Raw genomic sequence first — 18,293 nt, 5'->3', positions numbered from 1 at the left:
TCATCATCTTCCCTGGGATTGCAGGCGGCGGCGAGCCCGTCCACGCAGCCAGTTGCGCATGGTCACGGCAAAGATAAAGCTGATCGCCAGCACCACCAGGTCGACCATCCACGGCACGCCCATGAACCAGATGCTCAGAGCCGTCCAGAAGGGCAGATAGCCGACGTGGTACTGCCGCGTGTCGATCTTGTAGGACTGGAACTCCTTGCCGTGCATCACGGTGACGGTGCCCGCCACCGCGCTCGATTGCGAATACTTGAGGAAGCTCGTCATGAAGGGATCAAACTCGGAGTCATCCTTGAGATTGACCAGCACGACGCTCCTGCCGCTCTCATAGGGCGACTCGATGCCCTCGATGATCGCATCGGGCAGAGCATTGGTTCCCAGTTCGCCCGAGGGCGCCGCCTGCTCCGAGGGCAGCTTCCACCATGCCTTGTCGAGCGGCGCCAGCAGCCCCTGCGTGCTCTGCACGGTGAGGCCTCCGCCATTGATCAGCACGGGCAGAGCCTTGCCCAGCCGGGCCACGGCGTCGCTGTCCTGCCCCTCGGTCAGCACGAGCAAGTCTTTGCGGTTGCCGCCGTGCATGTCGGCGGGGTTCCCGACGGTCACGCGCGTGACAGGATATCCGGTCTCCGCGCCGAAGTGGCCCATCAGCGTGAGATAAAGCTCAATCTCATTCTGCGTGGGCTGATCGGGCAGAATGACCTGGGTGTGGCTCAGATCCGCATAGCGGGTGAACGGGAAGCCGGCATTCGAGAACAACTCGAGGTTGGGCATCTTCGTCCAATGAGGAAATCCGCGCACATCGATGTAGGAGGTGCGCAGAATCGCGCCCTGCATGTTGGCGGGCGTGGTGTTTTTGCAGCCGCCGGCCGTCATCAACTGGAAGGTGAGGTTGAAGGTGAGCGAGTTGGAGAATGGCCGCAGGTTCACCACCGGAACCGCGATCTCGGTCTTGGTGGTCTTGGACGTGGACTTGCCGGGAATCAGCGGCACCGAGCCCAGAAAGGCGTCGTTGGCCGAAACCTGCATGCTCGAAATGGGCCCGATCGGAATCGAGTTGTAGCGGTATTGCAGTTCGAGCGGAATGTTGTCGCGCGTGGCGAAGTAGAGATCGGGCGGCAGACGGAAGAAGGTCTGCATGGGCACGGAACCATCGCCTTGAAGCGACGCCGCATCGTTGTAGTTCCAGAGCGCAATCGTGTGATCAGTGCGCGCCCAGCGGGGTGCGTCGTCGGGTTGGCGCGGCGCGGGCAACTGGAAGCTGTTCAATGACGCAGTGGCGCCGGTGAGTCCATTCCAGCCCATCGCAACGGCCTGTGCCGCCTGCAGCAGTTGTTCAGAGTTGGAGCCCGTGATGATGAGCACCTTGCCGTAGGGGTCTGACGGATTGGTGCGCATGGCGACCGTGGGACCCGTCAGCGTGCCCAGGTTGAAGGCGGGCGGCAAGGTGGAGGCGTTGTCCGCAATCAGAACCACGTTGCCCGCCGGGATGCTGCCGACCGAAACCGGGAAGCGCATGGGGCGGTAATCGCCCAGCACGCCGAAGTACGACGCGACGATGCCGGCCGCCTGCAGAGACTGCGGCGTAGGCTGACTCTCAAAAGCAATCGGAATCACCGGCGGCTCAGTGAGCGAGGAATCAAAAAACGGCAGCGGAAGAAACTTCAGATCATTGGTGAGAGGCAGCAGATCGCCTGAGAGAGTCAGGCTCGTGGCCGAGTCCACGCGGGCCCACAGCGCGGTGTTGGCGGGGTCTTCGCACACCATGACGTAGTGGCCGACAAACTCAAAGCTCAGCTCATTGTGCCGCACCAGCAGAGCCGCAGGCAGTGAAATGGTCTGGTCAAGCAGCCCGTTGGTCGCGCTCTTCTGCATCTCGATGGTAGTCACCAGTGTGCCGTTGAGCAGCACGTTGATGTGACTCATGTTCGGAATCAGGCTGGGCGAGAAAGCATAGTAAAGGTGCAGCGATGCGTTCTGGACGACCTCATTCTGCGGCAGGCTGAAGTAGATGGGGTGGTACGCATCAATGCCGTGCAGGGTGATCGCGCTGGGCACGCCGAGGTCCTTGAGCTTCATGACCGTGGTGAAGGTGCCGGGCGCCGCCGCCGCATTGGCAGAGGCCGCAGCCGCCGTACCCGGCGGCAGGATCGCAGCGGACGCGCTGGCAGGCTGCGCGCTCGATACATTGCCGGCATGAGCCTGCGCCCGGCTGGCCGGAGAAGTGGTTTGCGCGGCATGCGCCGTGGCGAGCCCCATCAGCAGCGCGATGAAAATCACCGCCGCGGCGCCCTTGGCAGGCAGCGCGGATTTCTTCTTCTTTTTCTTCTTCGTCGGGCGGGTCGTGAAGGCCGAGACCAGAGCCAGCAAGCCGCGAATGCTGATCGCGCAGATCTGCGCCAGGCTCTTCAACGGCTGATCGGCCTCGCGGGATTCACCCCATCCGAGCCAGTTATCTGCGCGGGAGTAAAGAACCATGGTCAGCATCTCTTCCTCTTCGATGGTCAAGGGATCGAAGCGTACCCGTAAGCCGCGGCCATCACAGGAGACAACTGTGACCGGAAATTCGGCGTCCCCGAGGCGCAGCGGAAAAATCAGATGGGCAGAGTCGCCGCTCTTGAGCGTCAGGTCTTCCATGGCCTTGAGGGCCACGCCGCCGCTCGATGCGTCGATGGTTTCTCCGGGCACGATGCGGTTGCCGATCTTGACGCGCACCGGAGCACTGAAGGTGATGCGCACGCTCTCGCGCAACTGGCGCGACTCCCGCGCAACGGCAGTGGCCGTGCCGAGAATCAGGATGTTGAAGATCGTCCACAGCGCGTTCATCACGATGGTGCCCGGATGCGTGCCATCCCACAGGAAGCCGAGTCCTGGAATATGCACGGCGCGAGGCACCACCATCAGCAGACCGAGGCAGTTGAAGCCCAGCAGCACGATAAACGGCTGCGCGATGCGCGCGTCAAAAAAGGTCTTCGACACGACGCCGCCCTTGGCCGTCACATTGAACTTGCCCAACCTGGGATTCAGCAGCGCCAGCAACGTCGGCAGCAGAATATAGGGTGCAAGAACCGTCTCGTAGACCTCATTCCAATAGGAGTGGCGGTGCTGGCCCTGAATGCGCGAATTCGTGACGTTAGAGAGCGTGAGGTGCGGCAGCGCGTAAGCCAGAATGGCGACCCAGTAGCCGGGCACATTGGTGAAGCCGAAGATCAGGTAGATCAGCGGAGCCGTCAGAAAGATCAGGCGCGGCAACGCATACATGAAGTGCGTCATCGCGTTGAAGTAGCAAAGCCGCTGCGCAAAGGTGAGATTGGGCGCAAAGAGCGGGTTGTCGATGCGGAGAATCTGCACCATGCCGCGCGCCCAGCGAATGCGCTGCTTCACATGGCCGGAGAGCCGCTCGGTGGCCAGTCCCGCAGCCTGCGCAATGTTGATGTAGGCCGTGTTCCAGCCGTTGATCTGCATGCGCAGCGAGGTGTGCGCGTCTTCGGTGACCGTCTCGACGGCAATGCCGCCAATCTCGTCGAGCGCCGTGCGCCGCAGCACCGCGCAGGAGCCGCAGAAGAAGCTCGCGTTCCAGAAGTCGTTGCCATCCTGCACGATGCCGTAAAAGAGCTCTCCCTCATTCGGGATGGTCTTGTACTGGCCAAGATTGCGCTCAAACGGGTCGGGCGAATAGAAGTGGTGCGGCGTCTGCAGCATGCCGAGCTGTTCATCGCGCAGAAACCACCCCATGGTGACCTGCAGAAAGCTGCGCGTGGGCACGTGATCCGAATCAAAAATGGCGACATACGGCGAATCCAGGCGGGCGAGAGCCTGATTGATGTTGCCGGCCTTGGCATGCGCGTTGTTGTCTCGCGTCATGTAGCCGAGCCCGGCCTGAATGGCAAAGTCGCGAAACTCGGGCCGGTTGCCGTCGTCGAGAATATAGACGTGCAACTTGTCGGCGGGCCAGTCGATATTGAGGGCCGCAAGCGCCGTGTAGCGCACCACGCTCATCGGCTCGTTGTAGGTCGGAATGAGCAGATCGACGTGGGGCCAGTCCTCTGGATCGTCGGGCAGCGGCACAGGAGCGCGCCGCAACGGCCAGATGGTCTGAAAGAAGCCGAGAAAGAGAATCGAGAAGGCGTAAGCCTCCGCGCCTACCAATATGACGATGAAGAAGGCGTCCGCCGGGGTGTATTTTGAGCCGGGATCCTGAAAAAACGCCACCACAGTGCCGATGCGCCAGAATGCATAGCGAAAGGTCGCGAACAGCGACATCATCATCAGTGTCAGAGTGATGAGGTAGGAGTCGGAGACGCGTCCCAGCCAGATGGCCAGCAGCACCAGCAACAGGCCCAGCACGCCTTGCTGCGGCCAGGTGAGCGGCAGCACACCGAGAAAAATCATTACGACGACGCCGAAAAGAACCAGCCCCAGGCGCAACAGGCGGAAGCCCGTGCGGTCGCTCGATTCAAAGCCTTCCCATAGCTCGAAAGTCGTCATCGCTCACTCCAGCGCACTCCGCGTGGAACGGAGGCACCGGCGTTAGCAAGGCTGCGTACCCAGCCCGCGAAGTGAAGAATGTCGCTGGCGACCTCTGAGGCCGGCGCGTAGTCCAAAACCGTCAGCCCTTCGGCCAGCGCTTCACTGACGGCCGGGCTGCGATGTATGACGAAGGGTAACAGCCTTTCGCCATATTTCTGTAGCAGCATATCGCGGACGTCGCGGTGCAGAGGCAGAGACGCATCAAACTGGTTAAGCAGGAAGCGGGGTTCGATTCTCTTTCCCGAGCCGTCGGGCTGGTTGCGGAAGAGATCATCCACCGCCTGCAGCGCGGCGACGGAGCTGACATCGGGCAGCACGGGAACCACCACCACCGGGTTCAGCCGCAGCACCTGGCGGATGGCCCCGAGCATACCGCCGGAAACATCAATCACGATCCGCTTGGCCTCACGGCTCGACTGCCGCAGATCTTCATAGAGCCAGTTCGACTGATCTCCCTCGGCAATATGGCGGTCGCCGTCGAGGGAGAGCATCTGAACGGGCGCCTCCTGGGCGGAGTTGCTGGCGAAGGTGCGCAGCACGCCCGGCCGCGGAGTCCGCGCCCCGAAGTAGAACGGCAGCACGCCGTGAATCGAAGTCTCGGCCAGCAACGGGCATTCGCCATAAGAAGACAGCGCGCGACCCAGGTTGGCGGTGAGGCTGGTCTTGCCCACCCCTCCGGCGACCGAGAAGATGGCCAGCACAGGAACCTGCAAGCGCTGCACGGAGGAAACCACCGGCTCCTGACGGCGGGCTGCATCAAACAGGTCTTGCAATGCCGACCAGCGCGACTCACTGCCGCCGCGGACCGGGGACGCGGGGGCAGCCACGGGCTGCGCGAAACGAGGCTCGTAGGTCAGCTCGCGCACCTCGGCCGGATACTCATGCCGCTCGCCCAGACCACGGGGAGCCAAATCCTGGTACGGCGCAGCAACGGATTCTGCTGGGGCCGGCAATGGCAAATCCTCGGCAGATTCCGGACCAGCGGAGGCAACTTCCGCCTGCTCCGGGGCCTCCGTTTCGCGGCGTAGCTTGCCCGGCAGGATATGCTCCAGCCACGCTGGCATGATCGGCCCACTGTCGTCGTGCCTCGCGTCAGCGGCAGTCTCTTCAAATCCGGCGTGGCGAATGCGGGCGTCTTCCTGCACCGGCACTTCGATCCCGGCGGGCTTGCCTTCCAGCACAACAGGGGGAATTTCTTGCGGCTGGGCAGCCTCCTGCCATCCTCCTACGCGGATATTTTCATCAATGATGGGCGCGGCCATGACATTTGCGGCCCGGGCCGGCGGCTGCTCGGCGGCCTCTTCGGCGCGGCGGCGGGCCTGCATGCGCAGTTCCTGGCGCGATGCGGTAAAGTCGCGGTACTTGGCGCCATGCAGATTCGCCCAGGAATACAAGGTCGCGACATCGTCCGCGGCACTCGTTTTTGAGGACGGGCCCTGGTGCTTCGGATCGCTCATGTCACCTGCATCGTCCATATTCTTCGGTGCTCTTTCCGCGCTCACTGCCTGCCTCTCAGCCTCTGTACGCCTACAGATTAGTAGCAGGATGGTTAGACCTCAATAACACCCCATCTGACGGGCGTGCCACTTTCGTGCGATGAAGCCGTGAAACCTGCAAAACTCGTTTATTTTTGTGTTGTTTAGATGCAACTTCCAGGCGGAAGTCAGACGCGGAGCCCAGCCAATTTCAATTTATGGAAATTTGGCGCGTTCGTATATTCCGCTTCGGTTACCACCAGGATGGTTACTGGGATGCCATTGGCCGCACTGTGTTAATTTTGAAGTGGAAAGAGCTCGTAGCTCAGATGGTAGAGCACCGCCCTTTTAAGGCGAGGGTCCTGGGTTCGATCCCCAGCGAGCTCACCACTTTTCCAGCGGGCTTCCCTCAGGGAAGCCCGCCATCCCAGCCGGCAAGCAGCCTGTAAACCGGCTCCCGCCATCTGGCAGCCTCTGCCGCGCCCACTCCATCACTCCAGCCAGTCTGCTCGGCCTCCGAAGACGTCCATTCCCTGCACCTCGGCACAACCATATGCGCGCCAAATGCAAGCGTTTACAAAAATCAACCGAGTCCTGTATTGTTTACTGCAATTCACGAACGCAACCCGTTCCCGCACTCCAACTTCTTCGAGGTCTCTTTATGCCACGTTTGACGCGCCGTGACGTTCTTCGCTCTGGCCTGATTCTTTCCGGTTCCACCTTGCTGCCCCACGCCGGATGGGCCCAGGCCCGGGCCCTGATGCAGAACGCCATCGACGATCAGGCGCTGCCGGCCGTGGCTCCGCGCGAGAAGCTGCTCTTTGATTACGGCTGGCGCTTCATGTTTGGCAATGCCGAGGACCCCTCGAAGGACCTGAACTTCGGCATGGGCCATAACAATTTCTCCAAGACCGGCGAATTTGAGTTCGCGACCGCGAAGTTCGATGACTCCAAGTGGCGCGAGCAGCGGCTGCCCCATGACTGGGCGGTCGAGCTGCCGTTTGTCTGGGACGATGAACTGCAGTCGCACGGCTACAAGCCGCTGGGCCGCAAGTATCCGGCGACGAGCGTGGGCTGGTACCGCCGCACGTTTGAGGTGCCGGCCAGCGATCAGGGCAAGCGCATCTCCATTCAGTTTGACGGCGCCTTTCGTGACGCGCTCATTTTTGTAAACGGGTGCTTCATCGGCCGCCATGACAACGGCTATACGCCCTTCTCTTTCGATCTCTCTGACTTCCTGCGCTACGGCGAAAAGAACTACATCGTCGTCCGCATGGATGCGACCTACAACGACGGCTGGTTCTATGAGGGTGCGGGCATCTATCGCCACGTGTGGATGATCAAGCAGGACAAGCTGCACCTGGGCCAGTGGGAGAGCTATGTGCGCACACGCATGGAGGGCGGCGCGGCCGTGCTCGATCTGGGCACGGTGGTGAACAATCACGGCGCAAAATCTGAAAATGCTTCGGTGCGGTGGACGATTCGCGATCGCGCAGGCAAGACCGTCGCCACCGCCCAGGCGGCAGCGCAGCCCGTAGCAGTGAATGGCAGCGCCACCTATACGGCCACGGCGCGCATTGCCCATCCGGAGCTGTGGGATCTCGACTCGCCCACGCTCTACACCGCGACCGTCACCGTGGAGACCGATGGCACAGCCCGCGATGCCGAGGAAGTGAGCTTTGGCGTGCGCACGGTTCACTTCGATGCGGACAAGGGCTTCTTCCTCAACGGCAAGCATGTCTGGATTCAGGGCACCTGCAATCACCAGGATCACGCGGGCGTTGGCTCCGCGCTGCCCGACCGCCTGCAGTACTACCGCATGGCCGTGCTCAAGGCGATGGGCTCGAATGCGGTGCGCACCTCGCACAATATGCCTACGCCCGAGTGGGTAGAAGCCTGCGACCGCATGGGCATGCTCATGCTCTGCGAAACGCGCACCATGAGCGCCACGCCGGAAGCAATCGAAGCGCTGAAGATCATGATCAAGCGCTACCGCAACTCGCCCGGCATCTTTCTCTGGTCGATGGGCAATGAAGAGTGGGAGCTGGAGCGGTGGCCGATGGGCGTGCCCATCATGGACGACATGCAGCGCGTGAGCAATGAGCTGGACCCCACACGCCTTTGCACGGCTGCGGTGAACGGGAGCTACTACAGCGGCATCTCCAAGGTGCTCGAGGTGGAGGGCTTCAACTACAACCTCAACTCACCGGACAAGTATCACCAGACCCATCCGAAGCAGCCCAGCATCGGCACGGAAACCGCCAGCGCCATCTCAACGCGCGGCGTCTACCGCACCGATCCCTTACGCAACGAACTCAGCGCCTATGACACCAATCAGCCGGGATGGGGCGAGACGGCCGAAACATGGTGGCAGTTCTATCACGCGCGGCCGTGGCTCTCGGGCGGCTTTGCGTGGACGGGCCTCGACTATCGCGGCGAGCCCACGCCTTACGGATGGCCCTCGATCAGCTCGCAGTTCGGCATCTCTGACACCTGCGGCTTCCCCAAGGACACCTACTACTACTACCAGTCAGTGTGGAGCAATGAGCCGATGCTGCACGTCTTTCCGCACTGGAACTTTGAAGGCCAGGAGGGCCAGCCGATCTCGATCTGGGCCTACTCCAACCAGGACGAAGTGGAGCTGCTGGTGAACGGCAAGAGCCTCGGCGTCAAGAAGGTTCCGGCGCTCTCGCATGTGGAGTGGAGCGTGCCCTACGAGCCGGGCTTCATTGAAGCGCGCGCCCGCAAGAACGGCAAGGTCGTGCTCACCCAACGCCGCGCGACCACCGGCAAGCCAGCCTCAATTCGCCTCACGGCTGACCGCACCACCATCAACGCCGATGGCGAAGATCTGGCCATGGTGCGCGTGGAGGCGCTCGACGCGCAGGGCCGCGCAGTGCCCACAGCGATGGACATGATCGACTTCAAGGTGACGGGCAACGGCGCGCTGATCGGCGTGGGCAATGGCGACCCGAACTGCCATGAGTCTGACAAGGGATCAAAGCGCAGCCTCTTCAACGGGCTGGCGCAGGTGATTTTGCAGGCCAACAAGACGCCCGGGCAATTGGTGATCGAGGCCAGCACGCGCGGCAATTCCCTGAAGCCGGCCACGCTGACCATCACCACGCAGCAAGCGCCCCTCCGGCCGGAGGTCGCGTAAGCTCCGCGGCTGCTTGAGAAAAATCGGACCCGACTATCGAGGAGGAAATGTGATGCTGGCTGGCCTGTTGCACGCGAATCGGCGCCCCACCCTGGCGGGTGCGGCCCTGACGGGGCTGCTCTCCGCTTGTCTGCTGCCGGGCGCGGCAGCGGCCGCGCAACAACCGGCCAGCAACGCGGCTCCTCACCTCGTGAAGCAGAATGGCCGCTATGCCTTTTATCTGGATGGCAAACCATTTCTGATTCTCGGCGGACAGATCAATAACTCCAGCTCGTGGCCCTCGACCATGCCCGATGTGTGGCCGATGATCGAGGGCATTCACGCGAACACGGTTGAGGCTCCCGTTTATTGGGAGCAGTTCGAGCCGCATCCCGGCGTCTTTGACTACTCCACCGTGGACATGCTGGTACATCAGGCGCGGCAGCATCACGTTCATCTGGTGCTGTTGTGGTTTGGCACGTGGAAGAACGGCGAAGACCACTACGTGCCCGAATGGATCAAGACCGATCCGGCGCATTATCCGCGCATGATCGATGAGCGCGGCCAGCCCATTCAGGTGCTCTCGGCCAATGCACCCGCCAACCTGAATGCAGACCGCAAGGCCTTCACCGCGCTCACGCATCATCTGGCGCAGATCGACGGCACCCAGCACACCGTGATCATGATTCAGGTGGAGAACGAGTCCGGGGCCATCGGCGCGGTGCGCGATCACTCCCCTGCGGCCCAGAAGGAATTTGAAGCCCAGGTGCCGCAGCCAGTGCTCACGGCCATGCACAAGTCTCCGGGAACCTGGCGGCAGGTCTTCGGCTTCAAGGCCGATGAATACTTCCAGGCATACTCTGTCGCCAAATACATCAATGCGGTCGCCGAGGCAGGCAAGGCAGAGCTGAAGATTCCGATGTACTGCAATGTCTGGGTCGAGTACCCGCGCGGCTACCAGATACGCGGCTATCTGCTGCCGGGCTTTGATTACCCCAGCGGCGGCCCCGTGCAGTCGAATCTTGCCATCTGGAAGGCCGTGGCCACTTCGATCGATATTCTCGGGCCTGACCTGTACAGCGATGACCGCGGCTTTGAGCAGACGATCATGCAGACCTACCGCCGGCCCGACAATCCTCTCTGGATTCCGGAGACCGGCACGGGCGACAGCTTTGCGCCAGAGTTTTTCTATGCGCTCGGCTACGGCGCCATCGGCTTTTCACCGTTTGGCACCGATCAGACAAGCTGGACCTACAAGCCGGGGCAGATTCCCAAGGCACTGGCCGCCAACTATGCGCTGCTGGAGCCGATTGATCGCGTCGTGGCCAGGCTGAACCTCGAAGGCAAACTGAAAACCGCCATCGAGGCCCCGGGCAGCACCGAGAAGACGCTCGACTTTGGCCGCTGGCAGGCGCGTGTCAGCTTTGGGTTTCCGCAATCGGACGGCGAGCAGCACGCTCCGGGCACGCCGCACCATGATGGCCGCGCGCTGGTAGGCCAGCTTGGGCCGGATACGTTTCTGGTGACCGGCATCAACAGCCGCGTGACCTTTTACCTGGCGCCCGGCCAGAGCGGCCACATGCAGATTCTGCGCGCCGAGCAAGGCGAATATGACGGCACCACGTGGAAGCCGCTGCGCATCTGGAATGGCGACCAGACCGATCGCGGACTCAACTTCCGCAACGAAGACCAGTACGTGCAGATTCACCTCGGCACGTACTGAGCTTCACGAAGTCAACATCGCCAGCATCTGCTGGACGGTCGCCTCGCTCGCTGCCACCGTGCCGCGCGGCAGCGCGGGCCCCACGGCCACAGCCTGTTGATGCTCCTCGCTCCACGCCAGCAATGAGGACTCACCGGCTCCGGTGAGCCGCTGCTGATTGAGCCACGTGTAGAAGGCTCCGATATCAGCATCCATCAATGAGCCCGCGGCGTCCGGCCCTGCCTGCTGCGAGTCGCCGGAGAGCATCACGTTCATCGGCAGCTTGCGCTGACGCGGCGCATAACGCAACACCAGCGTGTACGGTTGCGCTCGGCGCAGGGCTTCGCGGGCGGTCCACTGCACAAAAGTCGTGCTGAAGATCTGCGTGCCAGAGCCTTCGGTCAGCACATCCGCCTCAAAGCGGCGCAGCGCCTCATTCTGCCCGTTTACCTGCATGCCAAGCTGCTCGGGAGTGATCATGGCCATCGCGGTGCGCAGCTTTTCCGGGCCTCCATCGCCGCTGGCGATGATCTTCTGCACCCGGGTGAGCAGGGCCTGGCGCGCACCGCTCATGCCGTCATACGACGTGGAAGTGAAGGTCGAGGCCAGCGCGGGATCAGCCGTAGCTCCCTCCACATACCAGTGGCGATAGGGCTCAGGATGCGCGGATGCGCGCTTTTGCGCGGCGGCCACAATCGCCTGCCAGCCCTGCCCGGGCGTCACTTTGGGGAAATACATCCCCTCCGGCCGCAGCTTGCGAAAGAGCGCATAGTCTTCCTTATACAAACCCGTGCCGAGCACAACAATGCTCAGGCGCGGCATGGCAGGTTGGGGCTCGGGCCGCGCCTTGCGCCAGGCCTGCGTGTAGGCTTCCGCCGTCTGCCGAAAGCCATCAATCTGGTGCGTCGACCACAGGCATGCTGTGAGTGCATTCAGAAAGTCCTGCGGCTGCCTGACCCAGTCGATGCGCATGACCTTCTCAGGAAGCTGCACCCCGGCGAAGCCCCGCAGCAATGATTCCCGATCAGACGAGGAAAGCGAATCGAGATAAGAAAACTGATCATCGAGCACGCGGCGCTCGGCCGGGAAGCGCCAGTCATACTGTTGCACCTCACGCATCAACAACGCCGCAAAGGCGAGCGGCAACTGCTGAATCAGCGCCAGATGCCGCACCGCCAGCGCGCGCGCCTCAGGCGGATAGTGCGAGAAGTCGTCGGCTTTCAGCTTCGCAGGCTGCATCAGGCCACCTCCACCAGAGGACGGCCCTGCACGCGCGGCGTCGCGAAGCCGAGCAGCGCACCCAGCGTCGGCACCAGATCGAGCGAGTCCACCGGGCGCTGAATCATCTGCCCCTGCCGGATGCCCGGCCCCAGCACCATCATCCACGTAGTGCGCGAAAGTGCGTCGCCGGTGCGGTGATGCTGAAAACCATTGCCGCCGGAATCAAAGTCGGAGTCGCGGCCAAAGTCGGGCAGGATGAACATCGTCGTTTTGCCTGCATACTCCGGCTCCGTCTGGATCGCGTTCCATATCTCACCGCACAGCCGGTCAGAACGCTGAATGCCTTCGACATAAAGCGAGTAAGCGCCGGAATGAGCGATGTCCATATCGTGCAGCGTGATCCAGAGCAGGCTCGGCGCGAGCTGCCGCATCAACTGCCGCGCAATGTACACCGATAGCTCATCCGGACTGCTGAGACTGAGCGCATGCTGCGTGAACTCATTCACTGAAAGCTTCAGAATCTGGTCCAGTTGCCGCAGCTCAAACTCGCCGCCCTTCAGCGCGGGCGTGTAGTAGGGGTCTTCATAGTTGTCGCGCAGCAGATGCGCATACTTGCCCAGCCCATCGCCGGGCATGGCCGCCTGCAGCAGGTGCTTGGGCAGAATCACGCCCGCGCCCAGCCCTTCGCCATAGCCGCGCGCGTCACTCTCACCGATGCGATTGAAACCATTGCTGGGAGCGACTACCCAGGCATCGGTGGCGGGCCGGCGCAACCCCTTGCGGAAATATTCAAAGACCGTGGGATCGTGCGGAGGAACGGTCGCAAAGTTATCAAAGGTCTCATAAACGCCTGTCGCCAGACTGGCGGTCGCCACATAGTGGCCGAGAATGCCGCGATTGATCACCTGCGCATAAAACGTGGACTGCGGAAACAGGTCATGCAGCAGGTGCGGAATATTCTCCTGCCCTTCAGGCGCGAAGGTTTCTTCATCGCGCGCGCCGCCGCCAAAGGTGACCACCACCACCTTGCGGCCGAGGGGCAAGGCAGCCGCGCGCAGCGGAGCAAAGCCCAGCATCGATGCGCCCGCGCAGGCATACCCGGCAGAGCGCAAAAACTCACGGCGATTCAAAGAGACGGCCTGAGCCGCGTCTCGAAAGCTCATGCCGGGCAATATGCGTTGCTCACTCATTTCATCTTCACCAGAAAAGTGGTCACGGCCTTCAGGCGCGCATTCGTCTCGGCGCGCTGAGCGTGGCTGTATTTGAGTTGGAGTGCAATCTGCTCATGCGCCTGCTGCATGCGCCCGGCGTGAGAATATGCCAGCGCCAGGCGATAATGCGCGACCGCGTCATCGGGCTTGAGTTGCGTCGCTGTCTCCAGTTCAGGAATGCTCTGCGGCCACTTCCCTTCCTCCTGCAGCAACAGCCCCATGGCATAATGCGCATCGGCCAGTTTTGGATTGGACTGCATCGCGCGCACCAGCAAGCTTCGCGCGAGAGCCGCCTGTTTGGGGTCCCGTGGACCATGCAGCATCGTGATCGCTGCATAGGTGGCAATCCGTGCGTTGTCAGGATGCTTCTCGGCAAAACTGGCGAGATCGGCGCATTGGGCTACCGTGCCTTCGCCCGGCACGATGCAATCGCGCCCCAGCAGTTCCGCATACATGGCGTTGTCAGGGTGCTGCGCCAGCAGATTTGAAAAGACCGGAATCGCCTTGTCGTAATAGCTGCCGCCGTAATACGCGATGCCGAGCCCAACCTTCATGCGAGTGCTGTCCGGAAAGCGCTGCACGCCCGCAAGAAACTCCTTGATGGCGGGGTCGAAGGTCCAGTGACGCATAAACTCGATGCCGAGCATATAGATATTGGGCTCGCTTGGATCAAGACGCGCGGCCGCCGCATAGTGCTGTGCGGCTTGCTCATAATGAGTCATCGCCTCATCCACATCGCCGTAAAGCGATTGCGCTTCGGCGGACTCTTCCACGCCCGGCATACGCGCCAGCAGCGGCTCCGCCTTGGCCGGCAGGCCTGCCTGGTAGCAGGCCAGTGCCGTGTTGTAGAGCAATGCTGCGTCATCGCCGTTCTGCCGCAGCGCGGCCTCAAACGCGGGCACGGCGAGAGCCGGCTTGTGCAGCAGCATATAAGTCTGCGCTAGCGCGCTCTGCGTCGCCGCATCGCTCGGATTCATCTTCGCGCTCATCGCGAGTTCATGCGCTGCCGGTTGCAACCTTCCAAGCTTGAACAACGCGTCGCCAAGGTTGGCATGAGCCACGGCCTCGCCCGGACTCTCATGCACGGCGGCCGTCAACAGCGGAAGCGCACGATGCAAGTGATTCTCCTCGGCGTACAGGAGCCCAAGCGTCTCATTGATCGGAAATGCATGCGGATGACGCGCGCGCAGTTCGAGCAGGATGCGCTCTGCGTCGGCCAACTGCCCCGGCTGCATTGCCGCGTTGGCCTGCGCAAAGAGCTGGTTGTCGTGGTTGGCGGCCTGCGCGGCCGCGTGGAGCACGGTCAAACAAAGCGCCAGAAAGAGCAGCGCCGGAAGAAAGGCCATGCGACGGCCGGGTCGAAGTGCGGAAGTCACCGGGAATCGTCTCCATCCAGGAGAGCGGCGAAATCGCCGCCGCTCTCCCAGTGAAGTGTAACGCTCAGAACTGATACTTCAGCGCGAACTGCAGGAAGCGCGCGTCTGGAGTGAAGTTCTGGAAGAAGCGGGGACCGGTGATCTGGCCGCCGTTGGAGTTGAGGTTGGTCACGCTCGGAATTCCGAGCGCCGGTGTGTTGAACAGGTTGAAGATATCGCCGCGGAATTCGAGGTACTGCTTTCTCCACGTGGGGAAATCCTTGAAGACCGACATGTTCGCGCGGTTGTAGCCGGGACCGTAGATCTGGTTGCGGCGACCGCCGAGCAGAGCAAGCACCTGGGCGCGGTTGGTGACCTCGGCCGGATACTTGTATCCCGGCTGGGGAGTCGTGTAGCTGCCGTTGTAAGGACCGGGGCTGATCTCTTTGCCGGAGTCAGGATTGGCAAAGGCGCACGGGTTGTACCAATTCGCCTTGGTCCTCACCTGGGCCGGGCAGACGACGTTCGGGTTGGTGGAGTTGGGCGAGCCGCCTCCCTTGAAGGGATCGCCGATCAGGATCGCACGCGTTCCGCCGCCCGAGGGACCCGAGTTATTGGGGCTCACCGTGAACGGATTACCGGTCTGCGCGAAGTAAGTAATGTTGGCCGCCCATCCGCCGGCGATGGCATTGAGCACGCCGCCCCGGTTGAGGTATTTGCGGCCCTTGCCGAAGGGCAGTTCATAAAACGCATTCAGGCTGAGGCGCTGCCGCACATCAAAGGCGGAGTTGCTGTAGTCGTTGATGATCGGCAGCAGGTTGGTGTTGCGATAGCCAGGATCGCCGGTGCTGCCCAGCGGCGTGGGAGCATCGTCGAGCGAGTGCGACCACGTGTAGCTGACCAGGAAGTTCAGGCCGTTTGACATGCGCTTCTGCAGCTTGGCCTGCAGCGAGTTGTAGTTGCTCATGCCGGCGTAGTTGGTGTAAGCAGTTCCACCAAAGTCGGGGAACGGCCGGTAGGGGTTTGAGTTCACATTCGGATTGGTCAGCGCAAACTGCGCGTTGGGATCCGGGAAGACCTGCAGATGACGGGAAACGTCGCCTACATAAGAAATGGTCGCCGCCAGATTTGAGCTGAAGGCATGCTCATAGGAGAGGTTGTAATCCTCAGTGTACGGAGTCTTCGCCAAATGGTCGGAACCACGCAGCGCCGGCGTCGAGATGAAGTTCTGCAGTCCTGCGGCCAGAGCATTCGAGAAGCCGTTCTCCAGCGAGATTCCGCCGTGGGCCGGGTCACTGATGCTCGGGCAGCTGTTGGGATTGCACGAGGGCGCGTTGAAGGTATCAGTGAACTGGAAGGGATAGTTCTCACCGAGATTGGGATAGTATCCGGTGCTCTCCAGTCCGCCGTAGAAGATGCCATACCCGGCGCGCACCACATCGTTCGGCGTTACGGCGTAGGAGATGCCGAAGCGCGGCGCGAAGTTATCGTGCTGCGCATTAATCAATGCCGGGTTATTCACATACTGCAGCGTGATGTTGTCTTTGGCCAGCAGATTCAGGAAGGCCGGCGACATCGGATAGCTCCGCTGCTGCTCCGGAATCTGATACACGGCCTGCCCAAAGCCCGGGCCGGTTGGGCCGGTCACGTAGTACGTGGCCTGGTAACCACCGACATCCTTGTAGGGCTGGTAGTAGTCGTAGCGCACGCCGAGGTTGAGCGTGAGCTTGCTCGTCGCGCGCCAGTCGTCTTCAAAATAAGCCGCGCGATACCAGTGGGCGTCGCCGTTTTTGAACTCGTTCGAGATCTGCGCGAAGTTGTTCTGATCGGCCAGAAAATCAGCCACGCCATAACCGGTGAAGTCTGCGCTCTGATTGCTGGTGTAGAGGCCGTTGAAGCTGTAGGTTCCGCGAGAAAAAGGTGGCTGCAACGTCGAGAAGCGGATGCTTTGAAAGTCGACGCCCATCTTCAGCGAGTGATTGCCGGCGATCTTGGTCACATCATCCAGAAGCTGGAAGACGTTTTCATGCTCGTCCGTCGCAAAGTAAGTGGTGCTGCCGAAGCTGGAAATTCCGCTGACCGAGACATTTGGCAAGCCGCCATTTTCCGGAAAGTCCGGGCCGTACGGAATGCCGCCCAGGCCCAGTGTCGGTGCGATGTTCGTGTTGTAGTTCGGCTGCAGATAGCCGTCGTGCAGATAGTTGTAGCCGAAGCGGAATTCGTTGGAGAACGTCGGGCTGAAGACGTGCGTCTCGCTATAAACGAAGTTCTCGCCGAGGTTGAGAATCGTGCCGTCGTTTCCAAAGCTGCCGCCGTCGAGAATGGGACCGAGCGGAGGAGGATTATAGCCCGGCTCGTGATAATAGCTGAAGCGGGCAAACATCTGGTCGTGGCTGCTCATGTTGTAGTCCATGCGAGCATCCCACTGGAAGGTGTTATCGCGATCGGGTGTGCTGACCACGTAGTTGTTGTAGGTCTTGCCGTTGTTCGCGTTCGGCAACGGGTAAAGGTTCAGAATGTTCTGCGCGACCTTGTTGATCTGGTTCGGGCAAAAGACATTCTGCTGGCCGTTGCAGGCCAGTGGCGTACCATCCTGCTTGTTTGGCTGGTACAGGTAGACGGGCTGTGCATTGCCGGTCAGCGAGGTATTCAGCAGTTCGGTGAAATCGCCCTGGCGCATCTTCGCCGTGGGCACGGTGAGCGTCTGCGTATTGCCAAAGATGATGCGGTTGGCCTGGGTGTCGCCAAAGAAGAAGAGCTTGTTCTTGAGGATCGGGAAACCAAGCGTCGCGCCGAACTGGTTCTCGTGATAGGCCGGAACCGTCTGCGCGTTGAAATTGCGCGCATCTAGCACGGTGTTCCGGAAATACTCCCAGAGGTCGCCGTGAATCTGGTTGGTGCCCGACTTGATGGTAGCGTTGACGACCGCGCCGGCCGAGTGGCCAAACTCCGCGCTATAGTCGCCGGTCTGCACTTTGAACTCAGAGAGCGCATCGGGCGGCGGCTGCACGACATAGCTCGCGCCATTCACAAAGTCCACGACGTTGACGTTGTTATCGACGCCGTCAAGGATGAAGTTGTTCTGCTCGGCGCGTTGTCCGTTGGCCTCAAAGTCACCCTTGCCGCCGCCGCGCGAGCCTTCAGACGGCGCGGTGCCTGCGGAGAGCTGCGCAATGTAAACCCAGTTGCGGCCATTCAGCGGGACATGGTTGATCGTCTGGGCGGTCATGACCTGGCCTACCGAACCGCTCTGCGTCTGAAGCAGCGGCGGAGCCGTCGTCACAGTAACGGTCTGCGTGACCTGGCCGGGCTTAAGCGTCAGGTTTACACTGAGCCGCTCCTGCACCTGAACCGTCACATTTTCCTGTTTGGTGGTTTGAAAGCCCGGCGCGCTGGCCGTGATGCTGTAGCTGCCGATACGGAGCGGGGAGAAGGTATATACCCCATTGGCATCGGTCTTGGTTTTGGCCGCGAAGCCTGTTCCTGTGTTGGTGATCGTTACTGATGCACTGGGAATGATGGCTCCCGTGCCGTCGGCGACAACGCCGGTAACGGCGCCCGTATCCAGCTGTGCAAAGGCTTGCGGCAGGACGAGGAAAAGTCCGGCTGCAAGGACAAATGCGCATGCGACTCTTAGGATTCTCACGATTTTTGCCT

General features: G+C 61.5%; 8 protein-coding genes and 1 tRNA gene. 3 read left to right on the top strand and 6 right to left on the bottom strand.

What is annotated here, in order from left to right; genetic code table 11:
• Window positions 1-3: 3 nt before the first annotated feature.
• Together bcsA and bcsQ are read right to left on the bottom strand one after the other, a co-directional pair.
• The gene (gene bcsA / locus ACP_RS00390) at window positions 4-4,491 is read right to left on the bottom strand and encodes a UDP-forming cellulose synthase catalytic subunit (protein ID WP_012680484.1); all 4,488 of its coding nucleotides are present in this window, start codon (window positions 4,489-4,491) and stop codon (window positions 4-6) included.
• Window positions 4,488-6,008 (bottom strand): cellulose biosynthesis protein BcsQ, encoded by a 1,521-nt coding sequence (bcsQ, locus tag ACP_RS00385; protein ID WP_041839131.1) that lies wholly within the window; start codon window positions 6,006-6,008, stop codon window positions 4,488-4,490. Before bcsQ ends, bcsA begins: the two co-directional genes overlap by 4 nt.
• Before the next feature lie 314 nt (window positions 6,009-6,322).
• On the opposite strand from bcsQ, the gene ACP_RS00380 reads away from it, so the two are divergent.
• From ACP_RS00380 to ACP_RS00370, 3 genes are all read left to right on the top strand, one after another.
• A tRNA-Lys gene (locus ACP_RS00380) sits at window positions 6,323-6,398 on the top strand.
• Between the two features lie 271 nt (window positions 6,399-6,669).
• A complete protein-coding gene (gene galA, locus ACP_RS00375; RefSeq protein ID WP_012680482.1) occupies window positions 6,670-9,168 on the top strand; it encodes a beta-galactosidase GalA in 2,499 nt (832 codons plus the stop codon).
• Window positions 9,169-9,220: 52 nt separating this feature from the next.
• A complete protein-coding gene (locus tag ACP_RS00370) occupies window positions 9,221-10,870 on the top strand; it encodes a DUF5597 domain-containing protein (protein WP_012680481.1) in 1,650 nt (549 codons plus the stop codon).
• Between the two features lie 3 nt (window positions 10,871-10,873).
• Here the strand turns inward: ACP_RS00370 and ACP_RS00365 are convergent, their stop codons facing one another.
• From ACP_RS00365 to ACP_RS00350, 4 genes are all read right to left on the bottom strand, one after another.
• Window positions 10,874-12,088, bottom strand: a complete 1,215-nt coding sequence (locus tag ACP_RS00365; protein ID WP_012680480.1) for a hypothetical protein — start codon at window positions 12,086-12,088, stop codon at window positions 10,874-10,876.
• A complete protein-coding gene (locus ACP_RS00360; RefSeq protein ID WP_041839130.1) occupies window positions 12,088-13,260 on the bottom strand; it encodes an alkaline phosphatase family protein in 1,173 nt (390 codons plus the stop codon). The genes ACP_RS00365 and ACP_RS00360 overlap by 1 nt, the downstream gene beginning before the upstream one ends.
• Window positions 13,257-14,657: a tetratricopeptide repeat protein gene (locus ACP_RS00355; RefSeq protein WP_148214955.1), complete on the bottom strand. Its 1,401-nt coding sequence runs from the start codon at window positions 14,655-14,657 to the stop codon at window positions 13,257-13,259. Before ACP_RS00355 ends, ACP_RS00360 begins: the two co-directional genes overlap by 4 nt.
• Before the next feature lie 64 nt (window positions 14,658-14,721).
• Window positions 14,722-18,282, bottom strand: a complete 3,561-nt coding sequence (locus ACP_RS00350) for an outer membrane beta-barrel protein (protein WP_238525603.1) — start codon at window positions 18,280-18,282, stop codon at window positions 14,722-14,724.
• Window positions 18,283-18,293: the final 11 nt, after the last annotated feature.

It is taken from the genome of Acidobacterium capsulatum ATCC 51196 (assembly GCF_000022565.1).
GTDB classification, from domain to species: domain Bacteria; phylum Acidobacteriota; class Terriglobia; order Terriglobales; family Acidobacteriaceae; genus Acidobacterium; species Acidobacterium capsulatum.
This window is presented reverse-complemented; position numbering and strand designations above follow the sequence as displayed.